The organism is Acidimicrobiia bacterium, from assembly GCA_041676705.1.
Lineage (GTDB): Bacteria > Actinomycetota > Acidimicrobiia > Acidimicrobiales > SKKL01 > Actinomarinicola.
On the sequence record JBAYRL010000004.1, the window covers coordinates 97,984 to 119,621 of the forward strand.

A 21,638-nucleotide genomic window follows, 5' to 3' on the forward strand; every position below is an offset into this window, starting at 1 on the left:
GATGGCTTGGGCTGCTTCATGTGAAAAAGCTTTGACACCGCACTGAGTGTCACCCTGGAATCCAACCACCAAGCGCACAATTCGATTAACAACCTTGTTTCCGAAACGCCGTAGCGCCACGGCTTCAACCTCAGCTACCGACCCTTCGACGTGACGATCCCCCACCACGACCGCCGCGGTGCCAGCTTCAACCCCACTGGCCAATAGCCCCACCTGGGTGGGTGAATACGCCAAGTCGGCGTCGGTGAAAGCCACTACCTGGCCCTTTGCAGCCACCATTCCAGCGCGCACGGCAGCACCTTTACCCTGGTTAGCTGCGAAAGAAATCACCTGATCGGCCCCGGCTAAGCGCGCCTGTTCTGCGGTGTCATCACCGGAACCGTCATCAACTACCACAATCTCAAGCGAGCCCTGATCTTGGGTGTATTGCGGTAGTTCTTGACGCAGCCGAGCGATGGTTTGACCAATATGAGTAGCTTCACGATAGGCAGGAACCACCACACTTAGACGTGGCGCAAGGGCCGCATTACCTGCCACATAATGTGAAGCCACGGTGCGATCAACTGGGGCGATCGGACCTCGACGTACTAGTACTGCCAAACCAACCAGGCCCGCGATGGTTAAGGCCCATCCGGCGGTTTCTACCCCCGAGCGGCCGTAGTGCAGCTCCACATGGGTGCTCGTTGGTGTTACCACCATAAAGCTAGGCGACACCCGCCAAGGTCCATCGGCGCCTCGTGCTTCCCAATTGGGAAAATACGAGGTTTTAACCAGAACGGGCACTCCGGGCTCGGAAACATCGAAAGAAAGCCAGTCGTCGCCTGAAGCAATGTTTGTTACTTCGACTTCCGGCAAAGGCACTAGTTCGGTGTCAATGTGATCGAGGGGATTCCCAGCCTCATCAACCCCGGCCACTCGCTGCCAGCTCTCCGGGCCGCTTGACGCTAACAGCACGTCCCAACGGCCACGATCTTGGAACCAGGGTGCCACCACCGGCAACCACTCGTGGCTGGCATCGTGAACATCGCTTAGCACCACCGGCTGATACTGAAGTGGTTCTACCAGCTCAGAATGGGCGACCTGGTAGATGATCCAGTTATTGGACCGTGCAATTTCACGAAGGTCGGGATGACCATTAGCCGCTGCAATGGCGACATCTGACTGCGCCATGTAATAGCTCACCCCAAGCTTTTGCAGCTGCGCGATACCAAGGTTGATGTCGAAATCGCCATAGGGCATGTCGCGTTGGGCCCGCGAAGGTTTGGCTGATAACGCCGATTGGTTCAAGAAATGAAACGGCGTCGTGGTGGAAGACTCGAAATACAAACCTTCCATTGACCCAATACAACCGTCAGTCCAAAACGGCAGCAGCATCAACGCCATCGGGCTACCAAAACGGTCGAGGGCTTCTCGATCGTATTCCCACATGGCTCGGCCACAGCCGTATTCAGCACCCACCCCGGCCATGGTTTGCACCAAGTTGTCGTATTCCACCCATTCGGCTTTGCCTTCGTAGCCGGTGAAATTCCAACGGGCCCAACCCGGAATATAGCTGGAATCACGGGTGCTTAGAAACAGCCAAGAATAGGTGCCGTCGTCGCTAGTTTTGCCAAAGAAAGGCAGAACCCTAAGCGGTAGAGCCACCAAAATTAGCGTGGCTAGTAGCGCCACAATGGCACCGCCCGCACGAATCCAATCGGCACCGCCGGCACCCGCTTTGCGTATACCATGGGCCACTGTTTCTTGGTTCTCACCGATCCAGCGAAGAATCTGCCCGACCGTATAAAACGCCAACATAAAGGTCAGCAGATGAATGAAAGGCAACAAACGGGCATTCCAGAGTCGCCCTTGAGGCACGAGCACGTAGCCCAGGCCGCCCACCACAATTAACGTCGCCAGATAGAAACCAGTTCGTTCCCGCCTAAAGAGCGCCACGACCAAACCAACCAGGGCCAAGTTAGCGGCCCAACGGGCATCAACCGGGAACATTCCCGTCAGCCAGAAGCCAATCTGTTCCGCCGTCCCCGCCGTGGCCGGTGGTACCAGTTTGGTCCAGCCCATGTCGTTTAGAAACGCCCTCTGACCCCAAAACGGCAATAGCCACCAAGCTGCCAACAAGGCGCCAACTGGTGTAGTGGTAGCGAGCCACTTCAGGCCCCGCTTGGACGGCCAAATCGCTAAGGCCACAAAGGTACCAACAATGGCAAAAATGAGCGGGATGACGTGGGTGAGGGCACATAAACCCACGGTGACGGCGGCCAACGCCCGATAATTCCCGGTTCTAAGGCCGTTAATGACCAAGCCCAGGTAAACCACAGCCAAAGCCAAGCTGATCGAGAAAGCGAACTCACCCGCCAAGGTGGAGGGAATGTTTCCGCCGTAAATGCTGTAAGACCGGCTAAAGAGGTAGGGCAGGGTGGATACGGCTAGGAGCGCCGGGGTTGGGAACTTCAGGTTGGCCAAGCGACCAAAGGCGTAGGCGGCAAGTGGCAAAGCCAACAAACCCGAGATTGCTACCAGCTTGAAGGCCACCCCGTAGGCGAAAATCCAGTCGAGCACCACAATCGCCAACATGGGTGGAACCATGTAAAAGCGTAAGGCCGGAAAACCGGCATACCAGTCGGGGGTCCAGCCAGTGAGGCGGAAATGGGGCAGCAGATGATCGCGCAGGTACGCGGGTGCCCAAACATGCGCTGCCATGTCTCCACCGGCAGGGGTGTTGTTGGTGAGAATCAACCGGGGTTGAAGCTGTAGGAACACAAAACCCACACAGGCCACCAAAATAATAGTGGTCAAGATCGCTTCAATTCGGCGTCGGCGAAGCGCACTCTCAGCTCGAGAAAGACGCGATTGGCGGGTTTCTACTTCAGGCGGAGTGGGCATCATGCGCTCACCATCGTGCCATGTTTTGCCGACTGATTACGATGCACTGATCAACAACGCCACCACAGTGACCAGGTTGAACCCCATGTGGGTGAACACAGCCGGGCCTAAACGCTCAGATTTAATAGTGAGCCAGGCCACGATGGCCCCAAAAACTGCCAAGGCCGGAAATTGCAGCAGTTGAAGGTGCACCGCACCAAATATGACCGCAGTAGCCACTATGGCTATGGCATTGCCAAACCGTTTGCGCACCGACTGTAAGAACAGCCCGCGGAAGAAAAGCTCTTCAATAAATGGCGCGCCGATCGCCACTACCAGGACCAAGGTGGCTACATCCACCGGAGTAGTGGCTCGGTCGGTAAGTTGGCGGGCTGCTTCCGAGACGTCGTGTTCCCCAAAAATCCAGAAGATGGGTATATAGATGACAGGAATTACGAATAGTTGGATGATTAGCCCTAAACCCAACCCATAGAACACATCTTGTTTGGTGAATTTCCATCCAAAATCGTAAGTGAGACCAAATCCTTTGGTGCGACTAACCCACCAAGGTACCCCGCCATAACCAAGCCACAGAGGAATCTGCAGCAGGAACAACACCGAAAGCGGAGCTACATCAATGGCGTCTCCCTCGGTGTAGCCAGCCGCTATCAGCACCAAAGCTCCGCCGACAATGGCCGCCAATTGGGCGATGACGAAACCAATGATGGCATCGCTTAGCCCCCAGGTGGCACGCCCCGAGCGATAGGCGGCTGAATTGGCATGCGGAGCGCCACCCCAACCAACCGCTGGCGGATCGACCGAGCCTTCTTCTTGGTTGAGCGGCTGCAGCCAGCTGCTAATACTCAGGGTGCTTCAACTCGCTTGAGCAAAGGGCAATGGCACAACCTTACCTAAGCCACGATGATCACTTAGATGCCAACCAAGCGGAACCGAAACCCGATCGGCGTGCGAAGTGCAAAGGTCGTGTGTCATGGGATGTGCTTCGGCGCTCAAGACCTCAAGCCAGACCATTCGATTCGCATAGTCATATGACAATGTTGCCGTTGGCTGATTCGAACAAGCCGTACGGGCACAAGAACGTCGCATGGAAGTTAAGAATACAGTTATAAATAAGAATCTTCGGGGATAGGGGTCAAGGTTCGCGGCCATAACCTCCTAGCATGTAGGTATGAGTCGAACCCCCAAGGCGCCCCCACCGCCACCACCACCCCGCCGTCAAGGAGGCAGCGGCCGTAGTGGTCCATCATCTGACAACGGTACCAACGAATCTGAAGCGCGCATGCCCCGCTGGGCTTTTGGCGCGCTTGGGGCTCTTATTCTTCTAGCTTTTGCCTGGTCTTTGGCTTTTGGAAACGACAACCGCGAAGAAATTTCGTTTCAAGAGCTACGCAAAGCCGTTGCTGCTGGCGAAGTGAAAACCGTTGAGTACAACAACAACAATGGCCACGTAACCGGTAGCTATGTCGATGAAGACCGCAGCGAGTTCCGTACTACAGGGCCCACACCGCTCTCCGATGCCGACCGCGCTCTCTTTGATGAGAAGACCGAACTTTCATTCAAGACACCTCAACCGAACCTTTTAGCTTCGCTCATTCCGGTTTTGTTGCCGATTGGGCTTTTAGTGCTGTTCTTCATGTGGATGAGCCGTCGGGCCCAAGGCCAGATGGGCGGCATAATGTCTATTGGTCGGTCGAAGGCCAAAACCTATTCCACGGAACGCCCTGGCACCACCTTCGAAGATGTGGCTGGCTATCCCGGCGTTAAACAGGAAATCACCGAAGTCATTGATTTCTTGAAGACCCCGCAGAAGTTTGGTGAGATCGGCGCCCGCATTCCCAAGGGAATCATGTTGGTTGGCCCTCCCGGAACCGGTAAAACCCTCATCGCCCGCGCTGTGGCTGGCGAGGCTGGCGTACCGTTCCTTTCGGTCAGTGGTTCTGACTTCATGGAGATGTTTGTCGGCGTTGGCGCTTCACGCGTTCGCGACTTGTTTGAAACTGCTCGCAAGCTAGGCAAAGCCATTATCTTTATCGACGAAATCGACTCGATCGGACGCAAACGAGGCGCTGGTTTAGGCGGGGGTCACGACGAACGTGAACAAACGCTGAACCAAATGCTGAACGAGATGGACGGTTTTGAACCCTCCGAAGGCATTGTAATGATGGCCGCTACTAACCGGCCCGATATTCTCGACCCGGCTCTGATGCGACCCGGTCGCTTTGACCGCCAGATCGTGGTGCCATTGCCTAGCTTGAGCGACCGTCGTGAAATTCTCGACGTGCACATTCGCCACAAGCGGGTCGCACCCGATGTTGACCTCGATGTGGTAGCTCGGGGCACCCCGGGCATGAGTGGTGCCGATTTGTCGAACCTCGTCAATGAGGCTGCGTTGTTAGCGGTTCGCGCCGGTGACGATGCCATTTCCAAGAAACACTTTGAAGCGGCCCGTGATCGTATTCTCATGGGCCAAAAGCGCGACACTCTGGCACTTTCAGACGAAGAAAAAGAGGCCATCGCCTACCACGAGGCGGGCCACGCTGTTTGCGCGGCGCTCCTGCCTCACGCCGATCCGGTGCACAAGGTCACCATCATTCCTTCGGGTATGGCCTTAGGTGTAACCCACCAGCTACCTGTTGGTGAGCGTCACCTTTATCGCCAGGACTACATCGAAGATTCGTTGGTGGTACGCATGGGCGGCCGGGTAGCCGAGGAAATCATTTACGGTGTGGCTTCAACAGGTGCGAACAACGACCTAGTTGGTGCTACCGAGCTGGCCCGCAAAATGGTGCGAGAATGGGGTATGAGCGACCGGGTGGGCCCCATGGCTTGGGGTTCTCAACAAGAGGTTTTCCTGGGTGAAGACCTAATGCACGGTCGCGATTACAGCGATGAAACAGCACGAGTGATTGACGAAGAAGTAGAAAACATTCTTCGCAGCCAAGAAGCCCGCTGCACCAATCTGCTAACCGAAAATCGTCGTGGTTTAGAGCTCGTGGCCGAAGCTTTGCTCGAACACGAAACCATTGACGGCGATGAAGTTGTTCGTCTGGTCGAAATTGGCGCTGGCCGACTTGAAAATCTCACGCAAACCCATTCCGCTGAAACTCGTGACCTGGTAGAGCGAGAAGAACGCGAACGGGCCGCGTCGGTATTAGACAGCCCCTAGATTGCCCACAGAGCCAGGTAACTCATAGGGGAACCGATACCGGTTTGTGGTATTGACCCGCGATAGCTAATCGGTCGGTGAAGCTTCATTCGAGGTTTCACCGCCGAAGCTGGCCGCGGTTTCGCTTACGCCGCCGAAACCGGCACAGGCCGCACAGTCGCCTGAACAGGAACTTTCACCCGACTCGCCTTCTCGAAGCTTCCCCAAGGTGGCCCAAAGCTCTTCAGCAATCGGGCCACCGGCGAAAGAAGCATTTACCACGCCTTCGTGGTCAATTAGAAGGGTTAGCGGAACGCCTTCCACCTCGTAGCGTTGATGCAGCTTAGGTTGAGCACCAACCTCGATTTCCTGGACTGCGACCTCGGAACATTCCAAAGCCCTTGCTTTTTCAATCGCTCCGACACAGGAATTGCAGGTAGCTGAGGTAAATACTGCCACCAGCCACGGGCTTTCACTACGGACGAAATCGGCCCGGTCGACTTGGGTTGGAACCCGATAAGTGGTGGGCGGAGCTGTAGGCGCATCAGGCTCACGGCGCTGAATCAAAGCCGCAATCACGCCCGCCACGCCAACCAATACCACCGCTAGGATTAAACGCTCCATAGCTAGAGTGTGCCCGATAATTGGTTCGGAAGTGTACCTGAGAGCCAGACAAGGCCGTTTGGGGTTGGTTCACTGCAGGGTTTCTAAACCGGCTTCAGTGAGAATGGGGGCTCGCACCAACAAGTCGGTCTCGTTGGTGACCGTGGTTACTAACTCGGCCACAAAACCCCCGCTGCCATTTAGCACAAACACTGCAGCACCCAGATTCAGTTCGTCGAGGTTTACGGTGGCTCGGGTACCTGGAGCAATGGAAATTTGGGCTTCGGGTAATGACCGCCATAACCCGCCCTCAACAAGCTCCATGCTGAAGTCGATCTCGGCGTTACCAGGGTTAAAGATCCGCAAGCGATTCGAGCGGCTACTCAACGAGCCCGGGTTTAACACCAGCTGCTGGCTGGATACCCCTGGGCTACCCAAACTGGAACTCACGCCGCCAGGATCATTGGCAAAAGTGGTTAGTTCGCTTAACACCGCCACGTTGTTTACGGATCGTACAATCACCGCAAATTCCGCTGAATCAGCGCCAATAGCGTCTAGAATTCGCGGCTCTTCCGACAAATTCAGAACCCTAAAAGTACCGGGTTCCAGGGTTAGCTCAAAGGGATCGATGGCACCCGCGGTCTCGGGGGTATCCACAATGGACACATCTACCTGAGCGGTTTGTTCGGTGGGGTTATACACCATCAGATCTTGGCGGTAGTTGTCGTCCTTTCGACCTAGAGCAAAGGCGTTCACTAGCGGCGCGGTGACCACACCGCGCTGCATCAATATGCCACGGTGGCCTAAAGCACCATTGAAGGTTTGCCATCGTTGGGCCACGATTTGACCCGAACGGGCGCGCACCATGGTGGCAAGGTGTTCTCGTCGGGTGACCTCGGCACCAACATCGACGGCCACCACACTGTGGCCTGGCACAATAACGCCGGTTAAACCTTTCGGTTCACGCACACCGTCGGGGGTTCGAATCGTAAAATCTACCACGGCGTCACCCGGGAAAGGGTTGAATAGCGACATCACATAGCGTGAATCACGGGTAGTAATTCCGTCGGCGAAATACCAAACATCTGAGGTGGTGGAAACACAAGCTCCTAACTCTTTTCCAAGTGGTCCTTCCAGGGCTTGGCTCACTGCCACACCACCACCGTCGATCTCTACCAGAGCCGCGCTGATCGTGGCGTCACCGTATTCACCAAGGCTTACCCGCTCGACCGTCGAGGGTTTCAAAGTACGCTCGATCACCACCACGGGCTCGGTGGCGACGGAAATTGAAATCACTGCTTGTCGTTCGTCAGAGGTGGGATTAGCCAAGATTAAGGTTTGATTGGCCTCAATCGGTCCGGCAGCCACATCTTCGATGACCTCGGGCGGCGCTTGCTCAGCCTCCGCATCTTCGCCATTGCCAGCTTCACCCTTACCGGCTTCACCAGCTTCGCCATTGAGGCCAGCTTCACCCTCAGAATCGGTTTCGCGGACGTCGTTATCGTCGAGCGCTCCACCGGTGTCTTCGCCTTCAACCCCAACTTCGGGTTCCCAGGTTTCAACCGCCTCTTCTTCTTCCTCAGAAACCGGCGGTAACCAAGCACCAATCGTGCCCGCAGCACAGTACCAAGTCGACGAAGCAGCATCCGTTGGCGCCACCAGCGGCACTTTCAAAGCCCCTACCACCGGGGTTATTTCTCGAAGGATCGGGTTTCGAGCATCAACGGTAATGGCCGCAATTAACAACGCCACCACTACCCCTAGCACACGCCAACGTGGATTCATCATGCCAGGGCCTCACCGGCGCTAGCTCGACGGGCACCGCTACGTCGCTCCAGATAGCGACGGCGTGAGCGGCCAGAAAGCTCGCGTGCCGCCTTACGAACTTCACTTCTGGTGGTTGGTGCACGCCGCTCTAGGCGTGTCTTGTACAACAACACGATCAGCAGTGCGAACCCCACCGTTTGCACCAGCCATGCCGCCTGATAGCCACTTTTGGTAGCCCACGGCTCTGTCCATTTCATTCCAAAGGCGGGCAGCTCGACTGGGGTCCAAGCCACGTTGCGATACAAGCGCAGGGCTGGGTTCACTTCAACTGGTTCTAGATCGAGCTGTTGGCTCATAGCCTGGCTCACATTGGTAGAAACCGGATGAGACCGGCTCACATACGGTGCCGGCGCCACTTGGTCAACCAACACGACATAGCGAAAACCCAGTGTGGCCAAGTCTTCACCCACACGGGTTGAGCGTCCATCTAAAGCCAGGTTCAGTGCTCGTCGCAACGGATCGTCGTCCCCCGGCGGTGCCCCAGGCCACAGATTGGCGAGTTTGGGTAAACCACCATTGGTGATGCCATAAACCATTTCGTCTGCTAACGGCACCCCAACTAGCGGTAGCGACTCGGGGTGGCCAATCCAAAGCACCCTAAAGGGATCGTCACGAGCTTCAGAATCCAAGAATTTTAGGGATTGGTGGAAATCACCACGGGGCATATCCCATCGGCCGCCAATGGCTGCTCCCACCATCGGAATCAGAGCTACAGCCAAAGCTAACACGGTGCCAAATGAGGCGAATTGACGCCACGAAAAACCACGGCGACGCACATCAACATCGAAAGCCACGTCGCCCAAGCCGATTAAGAGGGCAATGCACGCCCCCACCGGCGCCAAAAGCAATTCGGTGGGCGGAAGCGCCACCCCCCAATCTTGACGACCAATCAGCCACACAGCAGCCCAGATTGAAAGCTGGATCGACCACAACCGCGCCGCCACCGCCAAACGCCAACGACGTCCGACCAACAGCACGAACCCAGAGGCCACCACCAAACCAAGAGTGAGCCACGAACTGACCCCAGCATGGGTTTCAAATCGCAGCAGCTCTAACGCGGAATTACCAACGTGCGAAGCCGAGCGGCCACCGGTCAACACCGAAAAATCTGCTCTCCCGGCCAGTACCTCGAAAATCCAGGGCGCATTCAAAACCACAGCCACCACAAAAGCACCGGCGGCCGCCACAAACATGCGCGCCAAACCACCCAAATAGCCCGCCACCAGCGAACCCGGCAACATGGCCAACCACAACGCTAAGGGCACCAGCGCCCAAATTGGATCGAAGGCTGTGGCCAGTCCGATAACCAGACCCAAAGTAAGGGTTTGTCGCCACAGCGGTGCTGGCGGGATGGTTGGTCCAGGGCTGATAGGACCCCTCGGATCAAGATGCGGATCACCAACACCAAAGGGAACGCTGCCACTAGCTCTGAACATCCGGGCCAAGATCCAAGGGCTCAAGCCGTAACCCACCAAAGCCCGCCACGACCCGCTCCCTAGGGCGATGACACCGATTGGCACTGCTAAATAAGCCAGCAGAGCGGTAACCGAGGCTCGTAGCGAACCAAGCGGCATGGCGAGACGCCACATTCCATACAGACCCATGGGGAATAAACCCAGTACCAAAACCAAGCGGGCAAATCCGGCGGCACCCAAAAAGATACTGACTGTCGTCGCGCCAAGCAGCTCTCCGGTTGCCCCGTAACCACCCAGAGTGGCGTTCGCATCGCGGAACGAGTCGAACCAACCACGAAAAATCGGTCCGACCTGTTCGGGCAGAGGCACGAATTCACCCAGCAGCGGCACTGATCGTGTTAGCAAGTGTCGAGAGCCCGCCAGTAGCAACAACAAAGCAAACGACCAGGCCAATAGTGCGAAACGTCGTCCATGCCCGGTCGCCATTTGCACCAGTCGTTCGCTGAGGGTGGGCGGACCGTCAACGCCACTTTCACCTGCCCCTAACTGCCCACGCACAAACGCCGAGACGCGAGCGCTACCTCCCACCTGTAAAGCACGAATTTCCGAGTCGGGCACACTTCGAATTCGTTCTAGGGCGCTGCGGCGTTCTCGCAGCGAACTAAGGCGACGCAAGTTCCAGGGCCATGCCCCCAAAACATCAGCTGCTTGGCGCGGCCGACCCAAAATCACCGCCAAGATGGCTTCCAGCAGGTTCACCGCCAAGAGCTGGGGCAAAATTCTGGCCAGAGTGAAGCGTTGCGAGGTTCCTAATAGTGTTCGAAGACGAGCCCGGAATTGGTGACGACGTCTATCGTCAAAACCTCTTCGTGCCCCTAAGGTTTCTTGGTGCCGTACCACGGCGTTGGGGGCCACCACCACACGACCACCAGCGGCATGAACCCGCCAGCACATGTCGAGGTCGTCACCGAAGAAGCGCATTTCTTCGTCGAAGCCACCCACGGCCGCCAGTAGGTCGGTGCGAACCAAGGTGAATCCGTCGGGCAGGTTGAAAACGTCACGAACGGCGTCGTGCTGTTGCTGATCCAGTTCGCCCCGCTCAACATATCCCACGGGATAAGCAAACTTGTCCACGCCTTCACCGACCGAAATTATGCGGGTCGGGTCATCCCAGCGCACCACCTTGGGCCCGACTACCCCGGCGTTAGATCGGAAAACCTCTTCCACCATGTGGCGCAGTGCTTCAGGCTGCGGTGCCACATCATCATGTGCCAACAACAACAGCGGGGCGGGCGATATTTGGTTCAACGCGGCGTTCACGGCCCGGCCGAAGCCACGGTTGTCGTCTAAACGAATCACCTGGGCTTCGGGCAACAATTCGGCAACTTGTGGTGCCACCGGGACGTTACTTTTCGAATCAACCACCACAATTTCTAAATCGGGATAGTCGAGTTCGGCCACCGCCGTGAGCGATTCCACAAACCAGGGCCCCGGGTTGTGGGCCACCATAAGTAGGGTGACAGCAGGCGCATCGCCTAGGTCTTTGGCGTCGAGGTCCAGCACATCGAAGAGTTGCTCTTCGTCCTCGGAAACACCAATTTGGGTTTCACTTATGTACTCGTCTTCAACATCCACGATGCCGCCAGGCTAATGCTTGAACACCCCCAAGTTGTCATCACCTCGTAATATTGAACTTGTCGTTTAAAGGAACGAGACGCCATGAATGCCGAAGAGAACGTTAATGATGCCTTACGCCAGCTTCATCGAGGCGTAACTGAAGCCGCCACTATCGCGGTAGGTCTTGGTGTACTAGGTGTTAATCGCGTGCAAGTACTACGTCGTGAAGTGCAGCGATTGTTCTGTAGCCCACTCGACCACTCTTCAGATACTTGATTCATGGCATTGCGAGTCGCGATCGATGCTACGCCCCTGCTTGGGCACCGAACCGGCATTGGGGTTTTCACCCATGAACTGCTGAGCGCCCTACCCGTCCAGGGCGTAGCGCCGGTGGCCTATGCCACTTCTTGGCGAGGGCGCGGTCAGCTGCGTTCCCAACTTCCGTCCGGCGTGGGGTGGTCGAAACGGCCCCAAGCTGCCCGACCGTTACGTCGTATGTGGGCCCGTGGAGATTGGCCCCCGATCGAGTGGTGGAGCGGCAAGGTTGATGTGGTTCACGGCACCAATTTTGTGGTCCCGCCATCCAATGGGGCGGCCTGCGTGGTGAGCATTCACGATCTTACTTTTTTGCATTATCCCGAAATGTCACAATCAGCGACGCTCGAGTACCCCGATCTGATTAAGCGGGCGTTGCAGCGTGGAGCGTGGGTCCACTGCGATTCGGCCTTTGTGGCCGACGAGGTGGTAACGGCGTTTTCGGCCTCACCCGAGCGGGTGGTCACCATTCCATTAGGCGTGAACACGGCGGGCCCAGGCGAGATTTCACTCGGATGGTATTTAGCCGGCAACAAACGATACATCTTGGCCCTCGGCACTGTTGAGCCACGCAAAGACCTACCAACTTTGGTGGAAGCTTTCAGCGAAGTCGCTGCCAACGATGCCGAAGTTTCCTTAGTAATTGCCGGGCCCGACGGTTGGGGCAGCGAGGCTTTGAGCCGCGCGCTAGAACGCTCTGCTTACCGGCACCGTATTCGGCGTTTGGGCTGGGTCAACGAGACCGAACGGTGGGCGCTTTTGCGGGGTGCCACAGTGTTGGCGTATCCCTCTCGTTACGAAGGTTTTGGGCTGCCGCCTCTTGAAGCGATGTCAGTCGGCACTCCAGTGGTGGCAACGGCCGTTGGTTCGCTGCCCGAGGTCTTGGGTGAAGCCGCGTGGCTGGTCGAACCAACCGACGTTTCGGCGCTCGCTCAGGCACTCGATCAGGTCTTGAACTCATCCGAGGTGCAACGGCGACTAATCTCAGCAGGCATTACCCAAGCATCGAATTACAGCTGGGCTGCCACGGCGGCCAGCTTCAGCCAGCTTTACGCCAATCTCACCCTCAATCATCACCAGCACAAACCAAGATAAGAACCAAGGGCCAAATCACGATGAAGGCATTAGTCACGGGTTCCAGCGGCTTTGCAGGGCATCACCTGGTGGAACATTTGCGTTCCTGTGGCGACGACGTTTACGGGTTGGACCGCTCTAGCGGGGTCGATGTGACCAATGCTTCCGCCTTAGATGATTTCGTGGGTGATACCGCACCGGAAGTCGTTTATCATTTGGCGGGTTTCGCCGACGTTGGTGCTTCTTGGGATGACCCCACCAGCGCCTTTGCCACCAACGCCACCGGTACCTTGAACCTGCTAGAAGCAGCACGACGGCACAACGTGGAACGGGTTCTGGTAGTGGGATCGGCTGACATTTATGGCGTGGTAACCACCGATGAGCTGCCCTTAGGCGAGAACCAAGCGTTGCGGCCCGTTAGTCCCTATGCAGCCAGCAAAGTGGCGGCCGATTTTTTGGCGTTACAAGCCTGGTTAGGCCACGGTCTTCCAACCATACGTGCCCGTTCGTTTAACCATTTGGGCCCCGGACAGTCGAACCGTTTCGTGGCGGCCGCGCTGGCCGAACGAGTAGCGCTAGCCGAGCTCGGAAATACCGACACGATCGAGGTTGGTAACGTGACTCCCCGCCGGGATTTCACCGACGTACGCGACGTTGTGCGAGCCTATCGCTTGCTAATGGTCAGCGGACGCTCCGGAGAGGCCTATCACGTGTGCTCAGGTGTAGATCTGGCTATTCGAGACCTGGCCGAGGGCTTGTTGAGCCTGTCCACCAAGCCCCTCACTTTGGAGGTCGACCCGGCTCTGCAACGAGCGGTCGACACTCCGGTTTTACGTGGAGACAATTCTAAAATCCGCCACGACGTCGGATGGCAGCCCGAAATTCCTCTAAACCAAACTTTGGCCGAGCTACTTAACGAAGCACGCCAGCGCTGCCAAAGTGCCGAAACCTAACGCCCAAACCTAAATAGCCAAATCGAGAGAAAGAGCGTAGAACTTAACTATGTCCAAACGTGCCCTTATCACCGGTATCACCGGGCAAGACGGTTCTTATCTCGCCGAACTCCTGCTTCGCGAGAACTACGAAGTGATCGGCATGGTCCGCCGGTCAAGCACCGTTAATTTTGAACGAATTGCTCATATCCAAGACCAAATAACACTGGTGCCTGGCGACCTTTTGGATGAAGTGTCGATGATCAATATTTTGCGTGATCATCAGCCCGAAGAAGTTTATAATCTGGCGGCGCAATCGTTCGTGCAAACCTCGTTCGCCCAGCCTGTACTTACCGGCGAGGTAACTGCCCTTGGTGTGACTCGGCTACTCGACGCCATTCGGATTGTTGACCCGAAAATTCGCTTCTATCAGGCCAGCACCTCCGAGATGTTCGGCAAAGTGCAAGAAGTTCCCCAACGGGAAGAAACCCCGTTCTATCCACGCTCCCCTTATGGGGTAGCCAAGCTTTACGGCCACTGGATCACAGTTAACTACCGGGAAAGCTACGACCTGCACGCCAGTTCGGGTATTTTGTTCAACCACGAAAGTCCCCGCCGGGGCCTAGAGTTCGCTCCCCGCAAAATCAGCCACGCCGTGGCGCAAATCAAACTGGGCATGCTCGACAAACTGGCGCTTGGAAACCTAGAAGCCCAGCGAGATTGGGGTTTTGCTGGCGACTATGTAGAAGCCATGTACCTGATGTTGCAACAAGATGAACCCGACGACTACGTGATTGCTACCGGTGAAACCCACTCGGTGCGTGAGTTCTGCGAAGTGGCCTTTGGCCATGTCGATTTGGACTACGAAGACTACGTCACCATTGATGAGCGTTTCTTCCGTCCCGCTGAGGTTGATCTGCTAATTGGCAGCCCTGCCAAAGCACGCAAACAGCTTGGTTGGGAACCCAAAACCCCGTTTGAAGATTTGGTGACCATGATGGTTGATGCCGACATCGACCTGCTGTCGGGCAAACTGCGATCGATTTCGTGAAGGATAGCTTGTGAAGGTCACGGTTCTAGCGGGCGGGGTTGGTGCGGCACGCTTTCTTAAAGGCCTGATCTCAGTGATGGATCAGCGCGAAATAACCGTGATCGCTAACACCGGCGACGATGTGGAGCTGCACGGTTTACACATCAGCCCCGACATTGACACGTTGGTGTACACTCTGGCCGATGCGATCGACCCTGAACGGGGTTGGGGTTTAGCCAACGAAACGTGGCAGGCCATGGAGATGGTTAAACGCTACGGCGGGATCGGCTGGTTCAACCTAGGCGATCAAGACTTGGGCACCCACATGTTCCGCACGCAGCGCCGGAGCGAAGGGGCATCCCTTGATGTGGTGACTGCCGAAATTGCCCGGGCGTGGGGATTAGATCTGGCGATACTGCCGGTTACCAACGATCTGTTAAGAACCATGGTGACCGTGGTAGATGAAGGCGAAATTACGTTTCAAGAATACTTTGTGCGCCGCCAGCACAATGTGGAAGTTTCGAACATCCGTTTCAACGGTGCCCGTGCGGCCACACCTGGACCGGGGGTAATCGACGCCATTGACCACGCCGATTTGGTGGTTATTGCACCGTCTAATCCGTTGGTCTCTATTGGGCCACTTTTGGCAGTGCCAGGAGTGCGAGAAGCGGTCGTAGCCAAGCGTGCCCAGACGGTGGCGGTTTCGCCCATAGTGGGCGGTGCGGCGTTGAAAGGCCCGGCCGATCGAATGATGCGCGAGCTTGGACACCCTTCCACGGTTGGTGGGGTGGCACAGCTTTACCACGAGCTGGCGGCCACTTTGGTGATCGATTCGGTTGACGAACCACTTGCGAACGAAGTTGAAGCTGCCGGCATGGCCGCACTAGCCGTGCCGACGGTCATGTCAGAACCTGGTGTGGCTGCGGCACTCGCCACAGCCATCTTGGCTTTGGTGCCCTGACCATAGGCCTAGAGCCACTATGAGAACTAGAAACGAGGATTGCAGTGGCACGTCTTGAGGTGTTCGCCATCGAAGGAGTACCCGAGGTTCGCCCCGGTGACGACTTGGCACTAATGATTGCCGAGGCCGCCGCCTCGAACCCCGACACCGCGTTGGCAGATGGCGATGTGATTGTGGTGACCCAAAAGGTAGTTTCAAAAGCCGAGAACATGTTGGTGGCTGTCGACCCCGACGATCCGCTGTCGCACAAACCGCTGGTGGAACAAGAATCGGTTCGAATTCTGCGACGCCGGGGCGATTTGATTATCAGCGAAACGAAACACGGCTTTATTTGTGCCAACGCTGGAATCGACCGTTCCAATGTTGATTCAGGCTACGTGGCGCTGCTGCCCGAAGACTCCGACCGTTCGGCCCGACGTTTGCGCGACGGAATACGTGCCAAGGCCGGGGTAGAGGTAGCCATCATCGTGTCGGACACTTTTGGCCGGGTCTGGCGGCGTGGACTGACCGATGTGGCTTTGGGTGTGGCCGGAATTAAGGCCGTAATCGACTTGCGGGGCACCGAAGATTCGCACGGTCGAGTTCTGGAAGTAACCGAAGTGTGTATCGCCGACGAGCTGACCGGTGCCGCCGATTTGGTAATGGGCAAAGCTACCGGCATCGCGGCGGCCGTTATCCGCGGCGTTGACCCGGCCTGGCTCGGTGAGGGTAACGTGCACGACGAAGTGGTACGTCAGCCCCACGAAGATCTTTTCCGCTAGCTGGTGGCGTTCGGGCATGGCGTGTTCTCAGGCCTCTGCTTTGGCGCTTCGTGAGCAGGTTGAAACGCTGTAGCAACAACTTGTCGCAGCCATGTGACTGCCATATCGAGACCGCAGTACGCGTGTGGTAAACCCTTAATCATGACCAGCATGAATCCGTCTGCGCCCAGTCGCCATCAACCCTCACCTCGCGAGCCACGCCAGGGGCAACCCAACGTGGTGCTTATCAACTGCGACGACCTGGGTTACGGCGATTTGGGTTGCTACGGTTCACCGCTCAACAAGACCCCGGCGCTTGACCAACTGGCTTCGGAAGGCTTGCGGTTCGATTCGTTCTATCAAGCGTCGCCGGTATGTTCACCGTCTCGGGGTGCCTTGCTAACCGGCTGCTACCCGCCGCGAATAGGCTTTGCCAGTTTCGATGGTCTACCAGTTTTGTTTCCGGGCCAAGGGGTTGGTTTGCCTCCCACGGAAATCAGCTTAGGGCGGCTTCTTTCCGACGCTGGTTTCCGTACCCAAATGATTGGCAAGTGGCATTGTGGAGACCAGGATGAGTTCCTACCTACCAACCATGGCTTCGATCATTATCTAGGTCTGCCGTACAGCAACGACATGGGTTTGCAGTCGGGGGAACAATACTTTGACTACCCGCCGTTGCCACTCCTCATAGACGATGAGGTGCTTGAAGCCCAGCCCGACCAGGCCTAGCTCACCGAACGCTATGTAAACGAAGCAGTCCGTTTTATGCGAGATGCCGCGAAGGAACCCTTCTTTTTATACCTGGCGCACCTATATGTCCACCTGCCCATCTATGTGCAAGAGCGTTTCGCTCGTGCTTCACAAAATGGTCCCTATGGCGCCGCCGTCGAGTCGATCGACTGGGCGACTGACGTGCTTCTACATGAGCTCGATGCCCTAGGTCTTAGCGACAACACCATTGTTATTTTTACTAGTGATAACGGTTCGCTAGGACGAGACGGGGGCAGCAACCTACCCTTGCGGGGCAATAAAACCACTACCTGGGAAGGCGGTTTACGGGTACCGGCTATTGTGCGCTGGCCAGGTCGTATCACACCCGGCCGAGTTTCCAACGAGTTGGTCACGTCGATGGACTTGTTCCCCACCCTGGCCAAATTATGCGACGCTACCATGCCCGTTGATCGAACTATCGACGGCCGCGACGTGAGTGAATTGTGGTTTGACGAAAACGCCACGTCACCCCATGACGCGTTCTACTACTACTCGCGCAAAGACCTTGAAGCCGTGCGAGATCATCGTTATAAACTGCATTTTTCTAAGGCCCGCCAGGAAATCTTCGAACTATATGACCTGGTAAATGATCCGAGTGAGACCACCAACATCATCGACCAACACCCCAATGTCGTGGCCCGCTTAGAAGAACTTGCCGAGTTAGCCCGTATCTCTATGGGTGATGCCCGTCTCAAACGCGAAGGCAACGACGTTCGACCTATCGGCAGAGTAGAGAACCCGAAACCACTGACCGTATTTGATCGGGATTACCCGTACTACATGGCCGAATACGACCTGCCTGATCGGGGCTAGCTTTCGTCTTCTACTGAGGCGACGGTGGCCTCGATCAACTCTTCGCCCGGGGGAATTTCCACCCCTTCTCCCAGTACCGTTAAATCAAGCAGTTTAGCGCCCGCACCTACCACAGCGGCGGGCCCCACAATCGCTTCTTTCAACACCGCACGAGCCCCAATGCGTGCCCCTGCCAGCACTAACGAGCGCTCAATAACGGCTCCTTCTTCCACCACCGCTCCTGGCCCGATCCACGACTCGAACACCACGGCGTCGTTATGAACCCAAGCATCTTCAGCAATCACAGGCTCGTTGGCAATTGTGCCATCGATGTAACCAAGTGAAGCTTCCAGATAAGTAGCTGGCGTACCAGCATCAACCCAGCGTTCCTGGCGTTCCATGGCGTACAGCGCACTGTCGGCCACCATGGCGGGAAATACTTCACGCTCAATAGACACTCGTCGACCGTCATCAATTCGGTCGAGCACGCTTGGTTCTAACACGTAGGTACCAGCATTGATCCAATGGCTGGGCGCCTCGTCGGCGGGAGGCTTCTCGATAAAAGCTTTCACCCGGCCGTCTTGTTCTATAGGAACTACGCCATAGCGGGAAGGGTCGTCAACCTTGGTCAACGCGATGGTACCTTCGGCCCCGCTTGAACGATGGAAGGCGATGAGCTCGCTCACGTCTAGATCGGTGAGAACATCACCGTTCACCACCACAAAAGTATCGCTGACCCCACCAGCTAGTGCCGCAAAACGCACCGCACCACCGGTATCGAGCGGCTCTGGCTCAACGGCGTAAACTAGTTCAACCCCGGCACAACGCTGATCGGGGAATTCGTCGATGAAAACGTCGGGTTTGTAACCCAAAGCCAGAATGGCACGAGTCACGCCGTGGCTGCCCAAATGCGCAACCACTCGCTCTAACATGGTGGCACCCGCGATTGGCAGCATTTGTTTGGGAACCGTGTAGGTGAGCGGCTGAAGCCTGGTTCCAAATCCGCCGACCAAAATTACTGCATCCATAAAGTCTCTAGCCCTATTCCACTGGCTCTAAGCTGACGTGGCTTCATTCACTGGCTAGCCACCCACTAACTACAAGCTAGCCAGGCTATCCTCGCACACAATGCTTTCACGACCCGAACACACGAGATAATGCGCATAGGCATTAACCTTCTCTATCTACTTCCAGGCGTTGTGGGCGGCACCCAAACCTACGCCACCTCACTTATAAACTCGCTGGTTGACCAGTATCCCGACGACGAGTTTGTGGTGTACCTGAACAAGATCGCGTACCGACAACTCGCCACTCTTGATCTGCCGGACACTCCCCGCTTGTTGGCGGTTGAAACCGAGGTTTCGGGTGACCGTAGAGAGCTGCGCTACGCCTACGAGCAATTCCGGTTACCGCAGCTGGCGGCCAGTCACCGCCTAGAGGTGCTTCATTCCATGGGCTATGTGGGTCCCTTGCGCACCCAAATGCCCCATGTAGTGACCGTGCATGACCTAATTTATGTGGGCTTCAGAGACCATATGCCCTGGTTACGCCGCGCTGCGCTGCAGCTGTTTGTACGTGGAACAGTACGAAGCGCAGCCAGAACCATCACCGTTTCACAGGCTTCGCGTTCGCAAATAGAAGCCGATATCCCAGCCGCCAAGAACAAAATCACGGTTGTGCATGAAGCCGGGCGGGAAGTGCCCCCGGGTTGGCGGCCCGATGCGTCGGTACCTGGCCACTACGGCATTAACTCTCCGTATCTGATGGCGTTTGGTAGCCCCAGCGCCAGCAAGAACATTCCTCGATTGGTGAACGCGTTTGGCCAGATAGCGACTCAAGTTCCCCATTCGCTGGTACTGGTAGGGCATCTGGCCGAAAGCTCGGCCATCACCAACCAAATCCGCTCGCTCGGGCTGCAAGATCGCATCATAACAACCGGTTATATACCTGATGAACATGTGATGTCGCTGCTCGGCTGCTCGGATGCGTTTTGTTTTCCATCGTTATATGAAGGCTTTGGCTTGCCGATACTTGATGCCCAGAGTGTGGGGGTGCCAGTGGCCAGTTCGAATGCTGCTTCGCTCCCCGAAATTGCTGGGGACGGTGCCATGTTCTTCAACCCCACCAGCGTTAACAGCATGGCCCGAGCCTTAATAGAAGTGCTCACCAACGAAACGGTGCGCACCACCCTGGTGGAAAAGGGTGTCGCCAACTCCGCTGAATTCTCGTGGAATATGGCCGCCCAACAAACACACCGAGTCTACGAAGAGGTGGCGGGGTGAGCTACGAAGCGAGTGGCACGCTACAGGGCGGTGCTAGTGACACAACCCGTATTTTGGTGACCGGCGGATCGGGTTTTATTGGCACGAACCTGGTGAAACATTTCATCGCGGCTGGACATGAAGTGCTAAATCTCGACATCGCGCCACCGCAGATTCACAATCTCTGTCCATGGCAGGAGGTTGACATTCGAGATGCCACCGCCTTGTCGACCGCCGTAGCCGCCTTTGCCCCCGAGATAATTTGCCATTTCGCAGCCCGAGTAGACCTTGATGGCAGCACTATCGGTGACTACGACGCCAACACTATTGGCGTGGCAAACCTGGTCAAAGCCGCCGAGAACACTCCGTCAGTACGACGAGTACTTTTCGCCTCGTCACAACTGGTGTGCACACCCGGACACCAGCCCAAAGACGAGTTTGATTTCAGCCCGCCGAACGCCTACGGCGAAAGCAAAGTATTAGGCGAACAGCTGGTTCGCACCATGATGGGCACCCCGCCTAGCCGTGAGGAAACCCTGGGCAGTTCCACTGAAAATGGTGAATCTGACGTGGCGCAGATAACTGGCACGGCCACAGCTACCGCGGCGGACGGCACCGGGGCTAGGGAAGCTGCACCCGGTGGTTTCACATGGGTGTTGTTACGACCCACCTCTATTTGGGGACCGCACTTCGGCCCTCTTTACAGCGCCTTTTTGCGGAGCGTTCGCGACGGTCATTATGTTCACCCCAAAGGGCACCGGGTGCGTAAGTCATTCGGGTTTGTGGGCAACGCCGTTCATGAAATCGACAAGATTGCCTTCGCCTCCGACGCTGCCGTACATGGACGGGTGTTGTACATATCCGACTACGAGCCGTATCCCATTTACGAGTGGGCCCAGCTGGCGTCCCAAGCCTTTGGTAGCGGCCCAATTCGAGAAGTGCCCACATTGGCGCTTCGAGCCGCGGCCGTGGGTGGCGATGTTCTGCGTTTGCTCGGCTGGAAACATCCGCCCCTCACCTCATATCGCCTGCGCAACATGTTGACCGAAACGGTGTTTGACCTAGAACCGGTGAAAGAAATCGCTGGTGAGCTGCCGTTTAGCCTGGAAGACGCCACCAACATCACCGTCGAATGGATGAAGGCCAACCCCAACCTTTAGTGTTTCCCCGATCTTGTAGTGAGTTTTCTCCGCATCGCGCACAAAACTCACTACAAGATCAGACGGGACCACCAAGAATGCGAGCGTAAGGCGTAATACGCCAGCTCGGACT

General features: G+C 56.5%; 15 protein-coding genes and 2 pseudogenes. 10 read left to right on the forward strand and 7 right to left on the reverse strand.

The window, feature by feature from the left end:
* Nucleotides 1-126: 126 nt before the first annotated feature.
* From WC184_08160 to WC184_08170, 3 genes and pseudogenes are all read right to left on the reverse strand, one after another.
* Nucleotides 127-2,886, reverse strand: a pseudogene (locus tag WC184_08160) (glycosyltransferase).
* 33 nt (nucleotides 2,887-2,919) lie between these two features.
* Nucleotides 2,920-3,564, reverse strand: coding sequence for a type II CAAX endopeptidase family protein (locus WC184_08165; protein MFA7477855.1), 645 nt, complete (start codon nucleotides 3,562-3,564; stop codon nucleotides 2,920-2,922).
* 171 nt (nucleotides 3,565-3,735) lie between these two features.
* On the reverse strand, nucleotides 3,736-4,032 hold the full coding sequence (locus WC184_08170; protein ID MFA7477856.1) for a DUF3499 family protein: 297 nt from the start codon (nucleotides 4,030-4,032) through the stop codon (nucleotides 3,736-3,738).
* A 19-nt stretch (nucleotides 4,033-4,051) separates the two neighbouring features.
* Between WC184_08170 and ftsH the strand changes: the two genes are divergently transcribed.
* Nucleotides 4,052-6,049 carry an ATP-dependent zinc metalloprotease FtsH gene (gene ftsH, locus WC184_08175; GenBank protein ID MFA7477857.1) on the forward strand — a complete coding sequence of 666 codons (1,998 nt, stop codon included), beginning with the start codon at nucleotides 4,052-4,054 and terminating at the stop codon, nucleotides 6,047-6,049.
* A 66-nt stretch (nucleotides 6,050-6,115) separates the two neighbouring features.
* Here the strand turns inward: ftsH and WC184_08180 are convergent, their stop codons facing one another.
* From WC184_08180 to WC184_08190, 3 genes are all read right to left on the reverse strand, one after another.
* The gene (locus tag WC184_08180) at nucleotides 6,116-6,652 is read right to left on the reverse strand and encodes a hypothetical protein (protein MFA7477858.1); all 537 of its coding nucleotides are present in this window, start codon (nucleotides 6,650-6,652) and stop codon (nucleotides 6,116-6,118) included.
* Nucleotides 6,653-6,721: 69 nt separating this feature from the next.
* Entirely contained in the window at nucleotides 6,722-8,419 is a 1,698-nt protein-coding gene (locus WC184_08185) for a DUF5719 family protein (GenBank protein ID MFA7477859.1), read from the reverse strand.
* Nucleotides 8,416-11,508: a glycosyltransferase family 2 protein gene (locus WC184_08190; protein MFA7477860.1), complete on the reverse strand. Its 3,093-nt coding sequence runs from the start codon at nucleotides 11,506-11,508 to the stop codon at nucleotides 8,416-8,418. The genes WC184_08185 and WC184_08190 overlap by 4 nt, the downstream gene beginning before the upstream one ends.
* Nucleotides 11,509-11,592: 84 nt before the next feature.
* On the opposite strand from WC184_08190, the gene WC184_08195 reads away from it, so the two are divergent.
* From WC184_08195 to WC184_08225, 7 genes and pseudogenes are all read left to right on the forward strand, one after another.
* A complete protein-coding gene (locus tag WC184_08195) occupies nucleotides 11,593-11,766 on the forward strand; it encodes a hypothetical protein (protein ID MFA7477861.1) in 174 nt (57 codons plus the stop codon).
* A gap of 3 nt (nucleotides 11,767-11,769) precedes the next feature.
* Nucleotides 11,770-12,900, forward strand: a complete 1,131-nt coding sequence (locus WC184_08200) for a glycosyltransferase family 1 protein (GenBank protein MFA7477862.1) — start codon at nucleotides 11,770-11,772, stop codon at nucleotides 12,898-12,900.
* A gap of 20 nt (nucleotides 12,901-12,920) precedes the next feature.
* Nucleotides 12,921-13,832, forward strand: a complete 912-nt coding sequence (locus WC184_08205; protein ID MFA7477863.1) for a GDP-mannose 4,6-dehydratase — start codon at nucleotides 12,921-12,923, stop codon at nucleotides 13,830-13,832.
* Nucleotides 13,833-13,881: 49 nt separating this feature from the next.
* Nucleotides 13,882-14,862 carry a GDP-mannose 4,6-dehydratase gene (gene gmd, locus WC184_08210; protein ID MFA7477864.1) on the forward strand — a complete coding sequence of 327 codons (981 nt, stop codon included), beginning with the start codon at nucleotides 13,882-13,884 and terminating at the stop codon, nucleotides 14,860-14,862.
* A gap of 10 nt (nucleotides 14,863-14,872) precedes the next feature.
* Entirely contained in the window at nucleotides 14,873-15,802 is a 930-nt protein-coding gene (gene cofD, locus WC184_08215) for a 2-phospho-L-lactate transferase (GenBank protein ID MFA7477865.1), read from the forward strand.
* Between the two features lie 44 nt (nucleotides 15,803-15,846).
* Nucleotides 15,847-16,563, forward strand: a complete 717-nt coding sequence (gene cofE, locus WC184_08220; protein ID MFA7477866.1) for a coenzyme F420-0:L-glutamate ligase — start codon at nucleotides 15,847-15,849, stop codon at nucleotides 16,561-16,563.
* Between the two features lie 150 nt (nucleotides 16,564-16,713).
* Nucleotides 16,714-18,126: pseudogene (locus WC184_08225) on the forward strand (sulfatase).
* On the opposite strand, the gene WC184_08230 reads toward WC184_08225, so the two are convergent.
* Nucleotides 18,123-19,133, reverse strand: coding sequence for an NDP-sugar synthase (locus tag WC184_08230; protein MFA7477867.1), 1,011 nt, complete (start codon nucleotides 19,131-19,133; stop codon nucleotides 18,123-18,125). The pseudogene WC184_08225 and the gene WC184_08230 overlap by 4 nt on opposite strands.
* A 129-nt stretch (nucleotides 19,134-19,262) precedes the next feature.
* Between WC184_08230 and WC184_08235 the strand changes: the two genes are divergently transcribed.
* Both WC184_08235 and WC184_08240 read left to right on the forward strand, forming a co-directional pair.
* Nucleotides 19,263-20,387, forward strand: a complete 1,125-nt coding sequence (locus WC184_08235) for a glycosyltransferase family 1 protein (protein ID MFA7477868.1) — start codon at nucleotides 19,263-19,265, stop codon at nucleotides 20,385-20,387.
* Nucleotides 20,384-21,526, forward strand: a complete 1,143-nt coding sequence (locus tag WC184_08240) for an NAD(P)-dependent oxidoreductase (protein ID MFA7477869.1) — start codon at nucleotides 20,384-20,386, stop codon at nucleotides 21,524-21,526. Before WC184_08235 ends, WC184_08240 begins: the two co-directional genes overlap by 4 nt.
* Nucleotides 21,527-21,638 lie beyond the last annotated feature (112 nt).